This window comes from Pedobacter sp. Leaf132, from assembly GCF_920984695.1.
In the GTDB taxonomy this organism is placed as follows: domain Bacteria; phylum Bacteroidota; class Bacteroidia; order Sphingobacteriales; family Sphingobacteriaceae; genus Pedobacter.
The window spans coordinates 209,275-228,198 of sequence record NZ_CAKLBO010000007.1 but is presented as its reverse complement, the minus strand read 5'-3'; the positions used below and the strand labels follow the sequence as shown (position 1 = coordinate 228,198).

Annotated in this window: 12 protein-coding genes; all 12 read right to left on the bottom strand. The window is 37.8% G+C overall.

The window, feature by feature from the left end:
* Positions 1-669: 669 nt before the first annotated feature.
* Positions 670-1,683, bottom strand: a complete 1,014-nt coding sequence (locus LUA86_RS14165) for a zinc-binding alcohol dehydrogenase family protein (protein ID WP_231463829.1) — start codon at positions 1,681-1,683, stop codon at positions 670-672.
* A gap of 137 nt (positions 1,684-1,820) precedes the next feature.
* Positions 1,821-2,609, bottom strand: a complete 789-nt coding sequence (locus LUA86_RS14160) for an SDR family oxidoreductase (protein ID WP_231463827.1) — start codon at positions 2,607-2,609, stop codon at positions 1,821-1,823.
* A gap of 91 nt (positions 2,610-2,700) precedes the next feature.
* Positions 2,701-4,935, bottom strand: a complete 2,235-nt coding sequence (locus LUA86_RS14155) for a DUF5703 domain-containing protein (RefSeq protein WP_231463825.1) — start codon at positions 4,933-4,935, stop codon at positions 2,701-2,703.
* Between the two features lie 152 nt (positions 4,936-5,087).
* A complete protein-coding gene (locus tag LUA86_RS14150; protein WP_231463823.1) occupies positions 5,088-6,527 on the bottom strand; it encodes a sialate O-acetylesterase in 1,440 nt (479 codons plus the stop codon).
* Positions 6,508-7,803 carry a bile acid:sodium symporter family protein gene (locus LUA86_RS14145; RefSeq protein WP_231463821.1) on the bottom strand — a complete coding sequence of 432 codons (1,296 nt, stop codon included), beginning with the start codon at positions 7,801-7,803 and terminating at the stop codon, positions 6,508-6,510. The genes LUA86_RS14150 and LUA86_RS14145 overlap by 20 nt, the downstream gene beginning before the upstream one ends.
* A 4-nt stretch (positions 7,804-7,807) precedes the next feature.
* Positions 7,808-8,473: an aspartate/glutamate racemase family protein gene (locus tag LUA86_RS14140; protein ID WP_231463818.1), complete on the bottom strand. Its 666-nt coding sequence runs from the start codon at positions 8,471-8,473 to the stop codon at positions 7,808-7,810.
* Positions 8,474-8,494: 21 nt separating this feature from the next.
* Complete coding sequence (locus LUA86_RS14135; RefSeq protein ID WP_231463815.1) at positions 8,495-9,892, bottom strand: four-carbon acid sugar kinase family protein; 1,398 nt, start codon at positions 9,890-9,892, stop codon at positions 8,495-8,497.
* A gap of 4 nt (positions 9,893-9,896) precedes the next feature.
* A complete protein-coding gene (locus LUA86_RS14130) occupies positions 9,897-11,141 on the bottom strand; it encodes a ribulose-bisphosphate carboxylase large subunit family protein (protein WP_231463813.1) in 1,245 nt (414 codons plus the stop codon).
* 40 nt (positions 11,142-11,181) lie between these two features.
* Positions 11,182-13,203: a glycoside hydrolase family 127 protein gene (locus tag LUA86_RS14125; protein WP_231463811.1), complete on the bottom strand. Its 2,022-nt coding sequence runs from the start codon at positions 13,201-13,203 to the stop codon at positions 11,182-11,184.
* A gap of 88 nt (positions 13,204-13,291) precedes the next feature.
* The gene (locus LUA86_RS14120; RefSeq protein WP_231463809.1) at positions 13,292-16,702 is read right to left on the bottom strand and encodes a glycosyl hydrolase; all 3,411 of its coding nucleotides are present in this window, start codon (positions 16,700-16,702) and stop codon (positions 13,292-13,294) included.
* Positions 16,703-16,784: 82 nt separating this feature from the next.
* The gene (gene fucP, locus LUA86_RS14115) at positions 16,785-18,074 is read right to left on the bottom strand and encodes an L-fucose:H+ symporter permease (protein WP_231463807.1); all 1,290 of its coding nucleotides are present in this window, start codon (positions 18,072-18,074) and stop codon (positions 16,785-16,787) included.
* Between the two features lie 165 nt (positions 18,075-18,239).
* On the bottom strand, positions 18,240-18,680 hold the full coding sequence (locus tag LUA86_RS14110; protein ID WP_231463805.1) for a MaoC/PaaZ C-terminal domain-containing protein: 441 nt from the start codon (positions 18,678-18,680) through the stop codon (positions 18,240-18,242).
* Positions 18,681-18,924: the final 244 nt, after the last annotated feature.

The window sequence follows — 18,924 nt, the reverse complement described above, 5'->3', positions numbered from 1 at the left end:
GGATGGTGGACTACAATTACCATCGACCACACCAGGCATTAAACTTCAAATCTCCTGTAGATTTATTGCAGGAAATTTGAGGACAAAATTATACTTTTGAATGGTCTGAAAAACAGGGGAGCTTACATTGAGTTTGCGGCCTTCGTCATTCCCAATTTAATTGGGAATTTTAAAGCGCATGTATTTAAATGATGCATTAACATTCACGCATACGCGAGAATGCTGATGATACTATTTGCTTTGCTTGCTCATTCGTCATTGCGAGGCACGAAGCAATCCCATTATTGAATTTTTAATAACGATAGCTTAGAGATTGCTTCGTGCCTCGCAATGACATGGTGTTGAGTTTGCGGCCTTCGTTATTCCAAATTTGATTGAGAATTTTAAAGCGCATATATTAAACTAAGCATTAACCTTTCCGCATATACGAGAATGTTGATGATGATATTTGCTTTGCTTGCTCATTCGTCATTGCGAGGCACGAAGCAATCTCATTATTGAATTTTAATAACGATAGCTTAGAGATTGCTTCGTGCCTCGCAATAACGTGGTGTTGAGTTTGAGGCGTTAATCATTCCCCATTTGATTGAGAATTTTAAAGCGCTTGTACCAAAATGTGCTTTAAGATTCCCGCATACGCGAGAATGACGATAGATAATCCGTGAGACACTATATAGTTACCATTGCCTTAATCACACCATTCTTCGGGTCTAACCAACTTTCGAAATTATCTTTCACTTCATCAAAATTAACCTGATGCGTAATATAGTTTGTAGGATTTACCAATTCGGCTTTCATTGATTTAATTACATGTTCAAAATCTTCGATAGTAGCATTTCTACTGCTCATCAATGTAGATTCTCTTTTATGAAATTCTGGGTGATTAAAAATTAAATCGCCTTTTTGCAAACCGATTAAAACAAATCTTGCGCCATGCGCCATGTAATTAATGGCATTATTTATTGCCTTTTGGTTTCCCGTTGCATCGATAACTACCGTAGGCATATCTCCATTTGTAATTTTACTTAATTGCTCTGTAACATCAGGCGAAAGGGCATTGATTATATGCTGAACGTCAAGTTTTTCTTTACAGAAAGCTAATCGGTCGTTGTTAATATCCAAAGCGATAACATTTGCGCCTGCAATTCGGGCAAATTCCATAGTACCCAAACCAATCGGACCAGCACCAATAACCAATACAAATTCTCCTTTTTGAACATCAGCCCTGCGAACGCCATGAGCGCCGATAGCCAAAGGCTCTACCAGTGCTAATTCATCATAGCTCAAAGCTTCTCCGTGTAACAATGTACGCGATGGAACTTGTAAATACTCACGCATGCCACCATCCACATGCACACCGCAAACCTGCATTCTTACACAGCAATTTGGTTTATTCATACGGCAGGCAATACATTCGCCACAATTAAAATATGGAATAAAAGTTACCGCCTCTCCTATTTTAAAATCTGTTGCGCCATCTGCTTCAACTAATTCACCAGAAAGCTCATGCCCCAAAACTCTGGGATAACTAAAAAATGGTTGTGTACCTTCAAAAGCATGTAAATCAGTTCCACAGATGCCAATTCGTTTTATTTTTATAATTGCATGGTCTTTTTTCAATTCAGGTTTTTCGGTTTCTGAATATTCAAAAGTCCCAGGTGTTGTACAGGTTAGGGTTTTCATTTATTTAATGATTGAATTTTGGATGATAGAATGAGTGAATATTTTCGACATTGCCATGCACGAAGCAATCTCATTGTTAATCTAAGAGAGATTGCTTTGTGCCTCGCAATGATGACCGCCAATTAAGATATTTAAAATTACGCGTTCGCTAAAGCTCTATCCAAATGCACATAACCACCATCAACGTGAATGATTTGTCCGGTTGTATGGCTCGATTTATCAGACATTAAGAAGGCCGTCATATTTGCAATTTCTTCAGCTGTAGTCATTCTGTTTTCCAAAGGAATTTTAGCCGTAATTTCATCCAGTTTGGCTTGGGCATCTGGCAACGTTTCAATCCATGTTTCGTAGGCTGGTGTCCAGCATTCGGCCACCACAACTGCATTTACACGGATACCATATTTCAACAATTCTACAGCCCATTCGCGGGTTAAGGCATTTCTACCCCCATTTGCCGCGGCATAAGCTGATGTATTCCCTTGTCCGGTTTCTGCAGTTTTTGAAGTAATATTCACAATCGCACCTTTACTTTTAATTAATTCGGGCAAAGCATGATGTGCCATTAAATAATAATGAACTACGTTTTTATGCAAAGAAGCCATAAAATCTTCATAATTACCACTTTCTAAACCTACACCGTCATTTACACCCGCATTATTTACCAAACCATCAATTCGTCCAAATTGGCTTACAATCTCTGCAATCACTTTTTTGCAGTCATCTGGGTTTGATAATTCAGCAACAAATTGTGCAGCCTTACCGCCATTTTCGATAATTGCATCAACAACGATTTGATTATCCTTAGCTTTTCTACCTACAACAACTGCAATTGCGTTTTCCTTTGCAAAAACCTCTGCAATGCTTCTTCCAATACCTTTTGCAGCACCAGTAATTACGATAACCTTTTCTTTTAAATTTAAATCCATATCATTTTTTAATTAATGAATGATTGAATTTTGAATGAGTGAATGTGCTAAACAAAATCTTTATCCAACAATCTCTAATTCAATCCTTCTATCACTCTATCATTTTATTTATTAAGTCTGCCTTTCTCGCTTCGGGAAATACTTTTAAATCCGTTAATTTTCCATCTTTCAGTTTACCTTCTATTGTAGTTTGGTATGGTGCATGTAATTTAAAATGCACATTCCATTCTTTCGGCCATGCCGGAAAAAGATAAATCTTCTTTCCATCAACCTGCATTAGCATTTCCTGCAAGCCAATCATTCCAGAGCCGCCCCAATTATGGTCTGGTGTCCAATCAAAACCTGGCCCCCAAAACGCCGAGAATCTTCTTCCAGAATCCTTTAATTTTTCAGTTGTAAATTTAGCGGCCTCATCTGTTAAACCTAATCTTGCTGCAAAAATATTATCCTGCTTCCAACCGATGTGACTTCTAAATTTCAAAACATCTGTATCACATTTAAAAGTATTAATTGCGGTATCCAAACCAGGTTTGCCAATCCCATAAATCCCCCATGGGTAAATAGGGTACAACTGCGGACTTTCGGTATTGTTAATGCGTTCCCAGAGTTTTGCAGGTGCTATTGTAGGTTTGCCATCAAAATCTCTAAAGCTGATTGGCGGAATGGTTTTAAGCATTTCCATCCATTCTGCCTTTTTGTTCTGCGTTAATGTTGGATGCTGAATTAATCTTTCTAAAACCGTTTTTAAGGCGGCAATTGTAGAGGTAGAATTGTAAGCCATTTTATACGTTTCGGCAGCTGAACCAGGATAAAAAACCAAATGTCCATTAGCATCTAAAGCCTTTGCTCCTCTTTGCTTGGCTAAATAGGTGTAATGTTCTTTAAAAAAGGTTAATGAACTTTCAATTAAAGGAATATATTTTTCAATGTTCTTGCCAGCATACCTTTCCGTTTCTAAAATCATCATACAAAATTCCAGCACCGTATCCCATTCATATTCGAGCCAAGCATTGTATTCCATGCCCTTATTAAAATCACTCGGACGTTTCCAACCATATTCTGCCGGATTTGGCAAGCCAAAATTTTCAAGTTGTTCGGTAAAACTTGCGCCATCATGTCCCCAAGCGGCTTCAGTTCTAATTTCTACATTTTTCAATAAATCCAGATAAAAATCAAACTGTGGCTTCATCATTTCAAAATCGCCACTTTTAAGCATTGGCCAATAAACCAAACGCTGGTTTTGAGCGGTATGCGTTCCGCCACCCCAATTCCTAAAATCGGGTGTATATTTTAAAGTAGAATCTATAAGTTGAGGATCGTAGGTAAATAAACCGCCATTAAACTTCGTTGGGTATTTACCAAAAGCATTGCAACCCAACATATATCTAAATAATTGATAATTTTTTGAGGATTGGTTTGCAGCTTCATCATTAGAATTGATGTAAATAAAACTTGTTTGCCAGTAATCATTCCACCATTTCAAACTACTTTTTTGATTTGAGTTAGTTTTTACCGCTTTTAGCTCTTGCTCCCAGTTTTGAATATCAGCTTTGCTGGAATTTAAAGCAATTGTAATTTCTTGTGATTGGCTTGGCGATTTGCTTTTTAATTTCCACGATTTAAATGGCGTGTTCAAATATGTTCCATCTTCATTACCTGCCGGAATCATATTCTTTCCTTGCATTGAACCGCCAAAAACCAGTTTTTTTAACGGATTGAATAGCTCAGCTTTTCTATCTTCTAACCCTTGTTGTTTAACAGCAACATCAAAAACAGTTTCTGCTTTATTGTGATGATAGAATTGAACGCCATTATTTTTAAATGCAATTTCATCTTTTGCAGTTTTAACAATGCCTTGCGGCGCCCATTTGTAAGAATTTTGATTATTTTCCTTGCCCTTCGTTATTCTATCTTCGTAACGCCAGCTTTCGTAACTTGCTTCGGTAATTATCTTTTGATTTGATTTTATTTCCAAATGAACAACCGGATTAAAAACATCAACCCAAACTCTTATCTTTATATTTGAACCATTAATTTGAGCGTATCCATCCTTTAGAACAAGCTCTTGCTTAAATGTTTTTCCATCAAATGGGTTAGAACTAAATTTAAGTTTTATACGACCAAGTTTTAGCAGCGTATTGTTTTCATCAAAGGTTCCGCTACGCGATAAATAAAGGTAAACTGCTCCTTTTTCAACCCATAAATTTAGTCCGATATCGCCACCACCAACCGGCATCGATTCAGCTGAATTTTTGCTTTGGCTATTCCAGATAACGTTTTCTTGCGCTTGCGTTGTTTGTATAAACCACAAAAACAGGAAGAACACAAGGAAGAGTTTTACAGTCCTTGTGCATTTTAGATATTTGAAAACCGTGTTTTTTGGCATTATATTCTTTGTTTCTATTTAAGGTTCTCGTCATTGCGAGGCACGAAGCAATCTATAATGGAGATTACTTCATGCCTCAAAATGATGTATCGTTAATTATCCCAATCATCGGTTCTGAATGATGAAACCGGCAAGCCATCGTTTCCGAATAAATCGCCAATTACAAAATCCTTAAAGGCATAACGCACAGCTATCGGATTTTTAACTTCTTCGGCAGACACGACAACACTGCTCCCTTTTATTACCGCTTTCGCAGGATAAAATTTCTTATCTGCGCCAGCAATTTCAAATAAAGATAATTGTTTACTGAAAGAAGTTAAACCATTAGCAACATCTTTAAACTTAACAACAGCCGTATTTTTATCGATTGTTAATGATTCGTAAAGCGGGCTTTTTGCGTTAAAACCTTTAACCCCATAAGTTTCTGATAAAGCCAGATATGCTAATCGCTCTGCACCTTCTTTTTTTCGTGATGGATGAATCATATTTTCTTCACCAATATCCATTAAAACGGCCATCCCTGCGTTCGGAATTTTTGATAAAGATTTACGCTGTGCATCTCTAAGAAAAGCAGAATTGTATTTTCCACCTTTATGAAATGGTGCCAGCTGAGCGTAATTATAGGGTGCAATTTGGGCGTAATAAAAAGGAAATTCTCCAATGTCCCAATTTTTTCTCCAAGACGAAACCATTGCTGGAAACAAGTTTTCGTATTGGTCTGGCCGCTCATAATTAGATTCGCCTTGGTACCAGATTGCGCCTTTTATACCATAGCCAATTACCGGATATAACATTCCGTTGTAAAGCGTGGTTGGTGTTCGGCTAACTTCTTTTATTGAATCGGTTTTAAATGGTATTTTTATTTCAGGAAAAGGTTTTAAATCCTCGGGCGACATCCATGCTTCGATAGATGAACCGCTAAAACTATCGTTAATTATGCCAACCGGAACATCTAAAATTTCATGCAATAGTTTACCATAATAGTAAGCTGTGGCGCTAAAATTTGAGACAACTTCTGGCTCACTTAACTTCCATTCTGATGCTTTACTATTATCTTTTCTTTCTGTAACAGAAGACGTGGGCACTGTATACAACCTAATATTGGGGTTTTTAGATTTTAAGATGGCTTCATTACTACCAATATTCGGCTGTCCTTTGTAACCTTTCATAGGCAACTCCATGTTTGATTGCCCACCGCAAAACCAAACTTCGCCAATTAAAATGTCTGATAGAATTAATTTTTCTCCATCGTTAAATTCGATAGTATATGGTCCGCCAGCAGATGGTGTAGCTATTTTAACCTTCCATTTTCCCTCCGTATCGGTATTTACAGAATAGCTTTCTTTATTCCACGAAGTGATGATTTTTAACTTTGATGATGGTTTTGCCCAACCCCAAATCGCAACTTTACTTTGTTGCTGCAAAACCATGTGATTAGTGAATATTGAAGCAGGCTTTACCGTTGCATTTGAAAAAAGTGCAAAGGTTATTAAACTGATGCTTAATATTATTTTATGCAAGTTTATGTTCATTTTCTTCTTCTTTTATTGCTTTTCTTCTCCAATAGTTTGCTAAAATTGAACCCGAGATATTCATCCAGGGACTAAAAACCGCTGCTGCTAAACCTACGGTTCCTAATTTACCCATTCCACCAGCTAAGCCAGATGCCATTCCACCATTTTGCAAGCCAACTTCAAAAGCAACCGTTCTTGATGATTTTTTATCCAAACCAAATGTCCGGCTTAACATATAGCCGAATAAATAACCTGCGCCATTGTGAATAACGGATGCTAAAAATAGCAGAAAGCCAACTTTTAATAAATTATCGCGACCTGCTGCTGTTGTTACGGTTGTAAAGTAAACAATACCAAACATGGAAACGTAAGGCATTAAATCATCCAAATTAATAATTTTTAGTGTAAGCAGATGATAGATTACGCCAACCAAAACAGCGCCTGCAAAGAAGCTGAAAATTTCAACAGAATGCATGGCATCCTCAGGTAAGTTTTGTGCTAAACTATTCCATAACCCAAAATATAGTGCGGCAAGCCATACAACGCTAAAGCCAACAATAACTTTTATAATGTTAATTCCTTTAGGTGTTGCTTTTTTAAGATAATCGTGAACCAATGCTGCTCCAATAGGCACAATAACGATTTTAATAATCTCCATCATCATGTTTAAAAACTTGATTTCGATTAAAGTTCCGGCTAGAAGTTTCATCAATAATGGTGTCATAATCGGTGCTACCAAGGTTGCGATAGCCGTAACTGCAACCGATAACACCAGGTTTGCTTTAGCTATATAAACCATTACGTTTGAAGCCAAACCACTTGAACAAGAACCTATTAATATGATTCCAGCTGCTATTTCAGGTTCAAAATTGAATATTTTAACCAATAACAAACCCATTAAGGGCATTATAGAAAAATGGCAAAGTAAACCAATAATTATTCCTTTACCCGAATTTGCAAGTCCCGAAAAATCTTTTAAACCTATTTGTATACCCATGCCGAACATCACAAATTGTACTACGACCAATACCAGCCACTTATTGCGCAAATCAAAATTACCCCATTTTAAAAATGCTGAGGGATAAACCATTCCCGCAATAACGGCGACGATTATCCACATGGTGTATTGGTAGTTCTTAAGGCTTTCTATTGCGCCAATGCCAATTGCAAAACTTACGGCCAACACAACAGAAGCAGGCTGCCAATAAGTTGCATTGTTGGTAAAACAACCAAAAAGCAATACTGCAAACGCAATAGCTGATATGACCAGGCAGATTTTTCGGATATTTTGCATATCCCTAATCTTTTAACAATGTGGAAATATGCTGTATAGCTAACGCCGGACTAGCTAAAATCGGAATTTTCCTCTCAGACTCCTGCAAACCATCTACTACACGCGACATGGATGCCTGCGCCAGTACAATAACATCCACTTGGGTTGAAAGCTCTTTTAAAGCGGTTGCAACCATTTCATCATGCTTTTCAGGGTTTCCTCCCATTAAAGCTTCAAATGCACCTTCACATAGTTTAGCTGTAAGTTCGATTTCTTTACCAGCTACCGCAGCTCTGCGTTTTACCAAATCGCTTGTTGGGCCGAGGGTTGTTGGTAAAGTTGCGATAACACCGATTTTTTTACCTGATTGTACGGCCAAATCTGCCATTGGCTGGTCTACCCTCAAAACCGGAACACCGGTTAATTCTGCAGCAGCTTCTACAGCTGCACCAATTGAAGAGCAGGTTACCAAAATATAATCTGCACCAGCTAAGGCAGCAGAACCAACATGATCTACAACTCTTCTGGCGGTTAATTTTGTGAGTTCATTCCGAGCAATAACATCTTTTATCAAGCTATCATCCACTATATTAAAAACGTTAACGTTTGGCAAATGCACTGAACATAATTGTTGAAATACAGGCACAAGCGTAGCTGAGGTATGTACAAGTCCGAGGGTTTTAGTTTTCATATTTGGTTATTTATTAAATTTTTAATTGAAATTATTTGTTGCTGCCTGGATAAAAAAATCTGGTTTACCTACCTGGCCGCCTTTAAAAACGATTTGCAAATTGTTAACCGCATTATTTTTTGAGCTTGCCCTGCAAAGGGGTGCTCCGGGTGCAAGTGGTAAAATCATCTCCGCTGCCTCTATTTCCATAGCTCGTGCCGCATAACTTGATGTATCTCCACCGGCAATAATTAAACGCTCAATATCGGTTTGTTTGGCAACAATTTTGGCTATCGAGCCAAGTAGTTTTCCATAAAGTTTTGATGCAATTGATTTATATAATAATTTGCCTTTCAATATTTTATCAGTTTCAATAACCCTAACATCATTATGTCCAAAACTTGTATGTACAATAACATTTTTTCCCGATTTAATTAGTTTTGAAACTTTTTCAGCATAAGCAATTTCGATATTTTCATCTATTTCAAAATCTACATGATATTGTTCAGCTAATGAAACCGTATCAATACCAACTTCGGCAAAACCACTATTTATTGCATTTTCAATTTGTAGTGAGGTTACCGGAGAACAGCTGCCGGAAATAACGAGTATAGGTTTTGAAATATTAATTTCCTGCCAGGAAGCTTCATTATTTACAATACCTTTTTCTCGCCAATATGAACCTAAAGCCATTTCTACACCAGATGAACCTACAGAAAAAACTACATTTACTGATGTAGACTGACTTTCGATAATTTCACCTATAGGCTTTAAATCATCATTTGTCAGGGCATCGAAAAGAACAACTTCATTGTCCGCAAAATCAGGCATAAACAATGTCTTTCCGGCAAATTGATGAAGGTTTATAATGTTAAAAAGTCCAATATTTTTAGTTGTCTGCTTAGCCAAATGCAGGCGTAAATCACTCTCATCCGCAGGCGTAACCGGATGTTTACGCATTGATGGATGCCTGTCTAAACGATAAATATCACCATCACTCCCAATCCCCATTTTGGCGAATAAATTACCGAATAAACAATATCTACCTAAAGCAGGTGCCGCAACAACCAAAGGCACAAATGGCGTTTCAAACACTATCTGAGCAACATCAATGGCCTTGCCAATACTCCCGATAGTTGGTGATGAATCAAAAGTTGAGCAAACTTTGTAATGCACATGTTTAGGGTTGAGTTGTTTTAAAGCCTCGAAAGTCGGTTTTAAAACAGCCTCCATATTTTTCAGAGATAAAGACCTGGTCATACCGGCAATTCCGATGGCTTGTATGCCCGGATATTGCGCTAATTGTTCTGCTGATGGAACATCAATAAATAAAACTGTTTTAATTCCTGCTCTGCACAAAAATTCCAAAGCATCTGTCGAGCCAGTGAAATCATCACCATAAAAAGCAATCAATAAACGGTTATTTTCTGTATGCTCCATGAAATTATTTTTTTCCAAAAACGGAAACTGATTGATTAAATTCTGGATATTTTTTTGCGGTGTCTTCAACTGACAGACCATTAACTGCGCCCTCCCAGGCCTGCTGTAAAGCCATAACGCCACCAGCAGGACCGCTTGGATGCGCCATAATTCCACCACCTGCCATATACAATAAATCGACCGTTTTGGTACGCCTGTAAGTTTCTACAGCTTGTCCGCCCCATTGCCCAGAAGAGACAACAGGCAATACAGAAAAACCAGTTAAAAATGGTTTCAAGCACGATTCAATTGAGGTTACAACAGAATCGTCAGATTCCCAGAATTTGTTTTGGATGCCATTAACATGGATTTGGTCTACCCCTGCCAAGCGCCATAATTTTTGGTAAGCCGGAAACTCGATACCTAAAAGCGGATGCCTGTTTAGCATTCCCCAGCCATTTCTATGCCCATGAATGGCTAATTCCCTATTATCGCTAATTTTTTTTACACCAGCCAAGCCAACACTATTTAAACTAATCATTGCTGAAGTGCCTCCGCTTTTTACAATCTTTTCGTAATTGCGTTGCATTTGGTCAATTTCATCACTTAAATTAAAGGCGTACATCACTTTCTTACCAGTTTTATCAGCATGATCATTAATCACACTCATAATCGCATCAACACGTTTATCAAATGCAGAATTAGCCGACGAACCCAGTAATTCGTCATCTTTGATAAAATCGATACCGGCTTCTGCCATGGTTTTCACCAATTCGGCCGTCTGCTCCGGGCTCATCCCAATACTGGGTTTAATGATCGTTCCAATTAATGGCCGGCCTTGCACATCCGTTAATTTCCTACATCCGTCAATCCCAAATTGCGGACCTTTAAAAACACTAGCAAAAGAATCTGGAAAATCAATATCCATTAATTTTAAGCCCGTGAATTGAGTTAATTCGTATAAATTACCCTGTAAAGTTGAGATAAGCACAGGCAAATTGTATCCAAAATTTTCTATCGACCAGGAAACTTTTATAATTGCCCTTTGATAAATTCCGGGCTTTAACTTTACACTTGGAATTGATGGTTGCCTTGAATTATCTAATTTTTCGATTGATTCTACACGAGCTGCAAATCTTGCTTTCAACTCTTCAGTTTCACCAGGAACGGCAATAAAAGTACCTGAAGATTGTTCGCCAGCTAAAACCTGAGCCGACTTTTCTAAATCAAGCGGTGTTTCAATATAATATGTTGCTGTAATTCTTTCCATTATTTTTATTCTTGCCGTCATTGCGAGGCGATTCACCTATTTACTTACTCACCGGCAACCAAACCGACATTTCTGAATGACCACGATTTCCCCAGGCAAAATATGGCACCAGTTTAATTTCAGTCTCTACGTTGTTTTTACTTACCGGGCGATACAAAACGTTTTTCCAATTATTTGGTTCAACGATTTTGGCATTTCCAACCAGGCTCATCATTTCTGCACCATCAATATTTATCGGCTTTGCTTCAAATTTGGTAGAGGTTGGTACGAAAGCATTGAAAATACTTTTGCCTGGTAAATCAGTAGACTCTAAACAATACACCACCGGGCCGCGTTTTACGGCAATCTGGTTTCTGTTTTCCTCAACCAAAGGGTTTGCTTCAATTAATGTGGCTTCCATTGGTAAGTTCAACTCAATTACATCGCCCTTTTTCCAAACCCGATTTATTTCTGCATAAGTTCCTGAAACTGCCTTTACATTTTCAACTTTCCCGTTAATACTGATTTGCGCATTTTGCGTCCATGCCGGAATTCTAAGAAAAACTGAGTATGCTTTATTGGCAATTTCTTTTACAGAAATTTTAATCTTTCCATCCCAAGGATAATTGGTTTCCTGGGTTAAAGAAATTATATTTCCATTGGCTAATTTTGTACTTAAGTTATTGCCACCATATAAATTGAAATACAAGCCCTTATCAGATACACTGTAAGCATAATCGCTAACTTCGGCAATTGTTCTAACTACATTTGGAGGGCAACAATTTGAGAGGCCAATGTAGGGCACTCTATCTTTAGACCAACGCTGTTTGAAAGGTAAATCATCGCTTTGCGCCAGCGGATTGGTATACAAAAACTTCTTCCCATCAAGGCTGATTCCAGATAAAACGCTGTTGTGCAGAGCCAATTCCATTACATCAGCATATTTCGCATCGCCAGTAATTTGCAGCATCCTCCAGTTCCAAAGCACGTTACCGATGTTTGCACAAGTTTCGTTATGGGCTGTGAAATTTGGTAGTTGATAATCGCGACCAAAAGCCTGATGAATTTTTTGAACATCCGCTGGATTATACGAAGTACCATCAGGAGAAGTGCCATCGTATAATGAACCTAAACCGCCAGTAATGTACATTTTATGGCTTTGAACATCATCCCACATCAAATTCAAGGTATTTAAAAGCGAGTCTTTCCCTGTTTCTGAATATAAATCGGCAACGCCAGCATATAGATAACTTGCCCTAACGGCGTGACCCATTGCTTTTTTCTGTTGCAAAAATGGAATTCTATCCTGATTATCGTCTGTTCCATCGTCAATTTTACCCTTAATGGCAATTAAATGCTGTGCCAATTCCAAATAGCGTGGGTCTTGCGTGGTACGATACATCTCTACAACGCCCATGTAATGCGAAGGACAAATGGCATTTCTAGCCAAAGTTGGCGAGGCCGATTTATAAAAATTGTAGAGATAATCGCTTGCTTTTTTGGCGATATTTAGCAAATTGGTCTTGCCAGTAGCACGATAATGAATACATCCAGCCGTCATCAAATGGCCGATATTGTAAGATTCAAAGCTTAATCTATCCTGAAATTGATTTTTAGAGCCCGTTTTACGTTGCTCAATCATTGCTTTGGTGTAAATGTATCCATCTTCACGTTGCGATTTTCCTATAACTGCGATGGCTTTATCCATCATTTCGTTAAGCTTAGGATTTTTTGTTGATGCATAAAGCACCGCAACGGCTTCTAAAGTTTTGTAGTAATCTCCATCATGAAATGATGGCCCGGAATGTGAACCTGTATCCAAACCAGCAGCAATTTCAAAATTTTTAAACGCATGGCTAATTTTCGGGTCGTTATATATTGCCCACATATTTGGAACCATGGTTTCGGTGGCTACCTTAAATCTATCTGCCCAAAAACCTTTCGTCCAGGTTACATCACTCATATTAATGCTGTGCAACTTGGCAAACTTGCTGTTTGAAGTATTTACCAGGGCTTTGTCTTGAGCGCTTATCTTTAAAAAGCTTAAGGCTAAGATGATAATTAATGCAAATTTGTTGTTCATAATTCTATAATTTTTTGCCGTCTTTGCGAGGCACGAAGCAATCTATTTTAATAATTAGATTGCTTCGTGCCTCGCAATAACGAATGATTTATTTCTCTTCTAACTGTATAACAACAGGGCCAAATAAACCAGCTGGATTTAATGGTTTTCCTTCCAATCTAAAAGGAGCAGTTGTTTTTGTAAGTCTTTTATCTTCTGGCAGTTTATTATCGCCAATCAAACGGTTAGCCCAGGTATTTACGACTTCAATGGTTATTTCATTTTTACCTTTTTTGATGGCCTTGCTAATATTTAGCCGATGAGGTGCAGTCCATAAAGTTCCGCAGCTTATACCATTGATTTTAACCTCGGCCATACTCGAAAAACCACCCAAATCAATCCAGGCGTTTTTGACATCACCTTTGTAATTAAATGTTTTAGTATAAATAGCCCTTCCGGAATAGTATTTTATTAAACTATCCGAATGCTTTGACCAATCTATTAACTCGTTAAACAAAACTGGTTTTGCCGGACCGCCGTAAACGGCATCAAATTGAACTTGCCAGCTTTTTGAAATATCCTGTGCAGTTTTAAAATTCGACCAATTATTTCCGTTGGAAAATTGAGTTTCAGCAGTATTTTTATCAAAAATTACAAACAGAGATTGATTAGGCTCCATCTTTAAAGCAATATTTGTTCTTCCATCTTTTACAGACCAACTACTTAAAGTGGTTGTATCATTTGTAACTGCATTATAAAGCTTTGGAAGCTTTCCATTTAATCTAAATGAAAAAATTAAATCACGTTGCTTATTCTCTTGATTTGAAATGAAATAAACATCTTTAAAATCACTTTTTCTATGTGCGTATGATATGTGCTTCGGTAGCGGAATCATCGAACTCAACAATGGTCCCTTTTCTTGTATATCTAAATCCTTTTCTAAGCCCAAACTGTTAAAATCATTGCCTTCAAATGGTGCTTTGTAAATTTGCCCCAGACCTAATTTCTTGATGTAAATAGGTTTACCACCACTTTTGAACGAATCGAAATTACCACCCCAGATTTCTTCAACAATCTGTTTAAAATCTGATTCAGAAACCTGTTTAATTCCATTTTGATAAAGCGGCTTATCTGAGATGATTACCTTGGCACCAGCTTTAATTAATTCTGCAAGTTTGCGCACAACTTCGTAGCTCATGTATTGGTAATTCGGATTCATTTTCATTTGTCCGGGAATAACCAATATTTTATAGCTTGCACCACTCTCAAAAACCACCTCCCCATTTTTAACGGTTGCAGCGCTTAATACATCCGGGTTAAAGCTATCGTAAGCATATCCGCGAAGCGGATTTACCCAATTTTCAGGGTCGGCCATGTTTGCAGAATGTGTTACACCTGCCGGGATTTGCCTTAACGGTTCACCAACATTTGCCAACCTTTTTCTCTCAGCTTCAATAACATCATCGCCAAAAATCCCTGGCAAAGTTTCAACCAATCTATCCGGCAAAACCGATCGACGAGGCAATTCTTCTCCAGAAAAAACGGCAACATCAATTACGGGTTTTCCTTTTTGCAACAAATTTTGAGTCCGCTCTGCATAATCTATCCAAGCTTTACCGAGCTTCCACCAGGTTTGGTCTCGTTGAAAATATAAGCCTACACCATCTAAAGTAACGCCCGGTTTTCTATCTGTAAAAGGATTTTGCACAAAAACGTGATAAACCAGTTTGTTTATCCCTAAGGCATAATTTCTGTCTTGGAGCGTCTTCATATTCGCCGGACTTTCATTCCAATCCATACGAACAGTTGTAAAAGCCTCTGCCTGGATGATGTTTTTACCATAAATATGCGCTCCTGAAATGGCATCCAACATATCGTTTGGTTTATCATGCGTTGGGCTATTCAACCAGAACTCGCCCATTGGTACATCAACCGTTTTGTAATGCATTAAACCATCACTCATCATGGTTGGCGCAATACTTTCCGCAGTAAAAATTACACCTTGTTCTTTGGCTAAAGCGGCTAAGGTTTTGTAAAACTGATCTATAACCAATTCAGAAATGGTTTTTCTAACATCATATAAGAAATCCTCAGACAATTTGCTGCTTTCCACAGGCAATCCTGTCATTATTGGAAGATAAGGCGTTAAATCATAACCTCTGCGCTTCAAAAACTCTGCTTTAAACAACGGCGACCAATTCTGACTACCACATTCCCAACTATCTACATGAAAAGTGCTTAAAACTTTCTTTGCTATTTCTGGCCCACCATGTTTGATTGCTTCGCCATACCAGCTGTTGAACTGCAATTTTACCGCCTCTGGATTAAATTTATCACATTCTAAACCTTTACCTCCACCTGCAGTTGCATTTGTATGCCCGGTTGATGTATGCCCAACCCTAAGAATTGTCCAATTTCCATTCGGTACTTTCCAGTTTAAGCTTCCATCAGGATTTAATTTATCCGTTATATTGATGATTTTATTTAAAGGAACACATAGATTTTTAGAAATTTGCTCTTCAGTGCTTCTATGGCTCACTCTCCAAACCGAACCATTTTTGCCTTCAAACTGGTTAATTTGTGCTTCGGATGATAATTCGAGGTTTAACAGTTTCAAAGATGGCTTCCACTTTGCAGCATCTAAATCCTCAGCACCAGGTTCAGAACCTTTTTTATCATAAATAAATCTAAAGAATTTTGCTGTAATAGGTTTGATGGAATGCGTTACATCTTCATCCGTATCTTGCCAACCGTGGCGTGGCGCTTCTAACCTGCCGGCAGAACGAAAGTTTTTTCCATTGTCACTTATCTCGATGGCTAATCGCTGTGCCTGGTAATTATTGCCACTAATTTTGATAGTTACCGTTCGGCAAGTAAAAGGCTTTTCAAATTCGTACTGAATGTAACAAGGCTCATTTGAACCAAAACTTTTTTTGTTTCCAACCTGAACCAAGCCTGTTGCATCAGCCCCGTTACTTGCTGAAATTTTCGGACTAATGTTTCGCGTAGATATACCTTCGCCAACCGGCGATGGATAAGCGTAAACGGCAATATCCTTGTAATAATTTTCGTTATGTTTTGGTTTAGGTAAAATTATTTTACCTGTTGATTTACTGATATTTATTTTAGACCAAACAACCTTTTGCATAGAAAGTTCTGGTGTAATCCATGGACCACCAGCCAGAGCGAAACCATCGCTCACATGCATCCCAATTTTTAGGTTTAAACGTTTAGCTTCAGCCATTGCAAACTCTACCAGTTTCCACCATTCTGGCGTTAGCTGCACTGCAGGAGGATTGTAAACCGGATTTTTATCTGGCCGTTGAATACTCATTAAATATGCACCTGCAATCCCATTAGTTTTCATGGCTTCCAAATCAGCAGTTATGCCTTCTTTTGAAACCGCACCTTTTACCCAATACCAAAATACCCACGGTTTTGCACCATCGCTTTGCTGAGCCTTGAGGTTAAAGCAAATGGCAAAAAGCAGCAAAAAAATTATACTAAACCTAAATTTCATATTGGGTTAATTTTTTATTTCAAAGGAGATTGCTTTTCCTTAGATACAGGATAGGCAGCGTCTATTAATGAAGATTTAATTATTATTTATGAACGATTTTATAACCTCTTAATCCGAAGAATAAAATAATTAAATAACAAACAAATGGAATGCTGTAACCGATTTGAATATTATCGCCGTACATATCAATTAAACTTCCCATCGCATAAGGTAAAATTGCTCCACCAACAATCGACATGATTAACCAAGATGAACCTGGCTTAGTATCATCGCCAATGCCATCAATGCCTAGCGCAAATATGGTTGGAAACATTATCGACATGAAAAAACCTAAACCGCCTAATGCATAAACCACCACGACACCGCTACCAGTAATGGCTACAATACTCAACAGCACTGATATTACTGCATAAATAGCCAGTAATTTATTTGATGCGATGTAGCGTAGCAAAGCAGTACCTACAAAACGACCTACTAAGAATAGCGTACCGTATAAGCCTAAATAATATAATGCTGTATATTCATCAAAACCTCCAGCTTGCTGTGCCGCCCTGATAAAAAAACTGGTTACACAAACTTGCGCACCAACATAGAAAAACTGTGCAATAACCGCCCAACGCAAATGTTTATGCTTTAATGCACCTAAAAAGCTTCCTTGCGAAATACCATCTTTACTGGCTGTTTTCACTTCGGGTAACTTCATAAAATAAAATAATATGGCCACGAGAACTAAAATTGTTCCGAGGATGATGTATGGTGTTTTTACAGTTGAAGCCTCCGTTAAGAAATAATTATTTCTACCAGTATCTGTCATTGCGGCTAATTCTTCTTTAGTGTGAGATTTTCCTGAAAGAATAAAACGACCTACAATGGTGGCTAAAGGTGCTGCTAAGCCATTAAATGTTGCTGCAAGGTTTAATCGCCATGCTGCTTTATCGGGACTGCCCAAAATCGCTGCATAAGGATTCGCGGAGGTTTCTAATAAAGTTAATCCACAACCTATGATGAATAGCGCAACTAAAAAGGTTATATAGGATAAGTTATTTGCTGCCGGAACGAATAAAAACGCACCAAAAGCAAAGGCTAACAAGCCGGTAATCATAGTTGATTTATAACCAAATCTTTTTAAAAGAATTCCGGCAGGGATAGCCATTAAAAAGTAAGCTAAAAATACTGAAGTATCAATTAAGGTAGATTGGCTATTACTCAAATTACAAGCCTTTTTTAAATGCGGAATAAGGATGGAATCTAAATTGTGTGCCATCCCCCAAAGGAAAAATAAACTTACTACAAGTATAAAAGGTAAAAGGTAATTTTTCCCTGAAGATTGGTCGCCCTCGGTAATAATTTCTGGTTGTGTGTTGTTGTTCATTATATTTGGTTTATTTTGGTTCAGTGGTTTATTGGTTCAATTGTTCACTAGTCATTTGTTCATTTGTTAGCGAGTGTATTAAAACATGTAGCTAATTAGTTCATTGGTTCTAAAGTGGTAATAGGCATCTATACCAATTCACTAATAAACAAATGAGCTAATGAACTATTTCTTCTTTACTACAAGAAGATGATCGCAAACAAGAACGACTTCTCCATGCTGGTTTATTATTTCTACATGCTCGGTTACCGTTCCATATTCAGGTCTTTTACTATCTCCTTTTTCAGAAATCGTAATTTCAGAATGGATGGTATCGCCAATAAAAACAGGTTTTACAAAGCGTAATTTATCGTAACCTTTAGACATCGCTTCAGGATTTATTTCTGAGGCGGTTAATCCAATTCCAATGCTAAAAATCATTGTTCCGTGGGCAATACGCTTTTTAAAAGGTTGTGTGGCGCACCATTCTGCATCCATGTGGTGCGGAAAAAAATCGCCGGTATGGCCTGCATGCACTACAAAATCTGTTTCGGTTATCGTGCGACCTAAGGTTACACGTTTATCTTGTAATTGGTAATCTTCAAAAAATGTTGATTTGAAATACATATTTTTTATCTATCTTTTATTTGCCATGATTAAAATCATGGGTTTTATTATTTCCACATTGGCATTGACACCCAACTGGGCCTAGCCACTACATCTTCGTTCTACTTAAACCGGCCTAACAAATTTTTCGGGTTGCAGTTTCCTTGCCTAATCAGAAACTTTAATAGAAAAATTTTAAGCCGGGAGTTTTGTTTCTTTTGCGGTCAAAAGAAAAAAGCCTGTCTGGCTAAGACAAACTAAAAGA

What these genes read in the sequence shown, in the direction of transcription:
- LUA86_RS14165 (WP_231463829.1), bottom strand. Translation starts at nt 1,683, where the DNA reads ATGAAAACCCTAACCTGTACAACACCTGGGACTTTTGAATATTCAGAA.
- LUA86_RS14160 (WP_231463827.1), bottom strand. Translation starts at nt 2,609, where the DNA reads ATGGATTTAAATTTAAAAGAAAAGGTTATCGTAATTACTGGTGCTGCA.
- LUA86_RS14150 (WP_231463823.1), bottom strand. Translation starts at nt 6,527, where the DNA reads ATGAACATAAACTTGCATAAAATAATATTAAGCATCAGTTTAATAACC.
- LUA86_RS14145 (WP_231463821.1), bottom strand. Translation starts at nt 7,803, where the DNA reads ATGCAAAATATCCGAAAAATCTGCCTGGTCATATCAGCTATTGCGTTT.
- LUA86_RS14140 (WP_231463818.1), bottom strand. Translation starts at nt 8,473, where the DNA reads ATGAAAACTAAAACCCTCGGACTTGTACATACCTCAGCTACGCTTGTG.
- LUA86_RS14135 (WP_231463815.1), bottom strand. Translation starts at nt 9,892, where the DNA reads ATGGAGCATACAGAAAATAACCGTTTATTGATTGCTTTTTATGGTGAT.
- LUA86_RS14130 (WP_231463813.1), bottom strand. Translation starts at nt 11,141, where the DNA reads ATGGAAAGAATTACAGCAACATATTATATTGAAACACCGCTTGATTTA.
- LUA86_RS14125 (WP_231463811.1), bottom strand. Translation starts at nt 13,203, where the DNA reads ATGAACAACAAATTTGCATTAATTATCATCTTAGCCTTAAGCTTTTTA.
- LUA86_RS14120 (WP_231463809.1), bottom strand. Translation starts at nt 16,702, where the DNA reads ATGAAATTTAGGTTTAGTATAATTTTTTTGCTGCTTTTTGCCATTTGC.
- fucP (WP_231463807.1), bottom strand. Translation starts at nt 18,074, where the DNA reads ATGAACAACAACACACAACCAGAAATTATTACCGAGGGCGACCAATCT.
- LUA86_RS14110 (WP_231463805.1), bottom strand. Translation starts at nt 18,680, where the DNA reads ATGTATTTCAAATCAACATTTTTTGAAGATTACCAATTACAAGATAAA.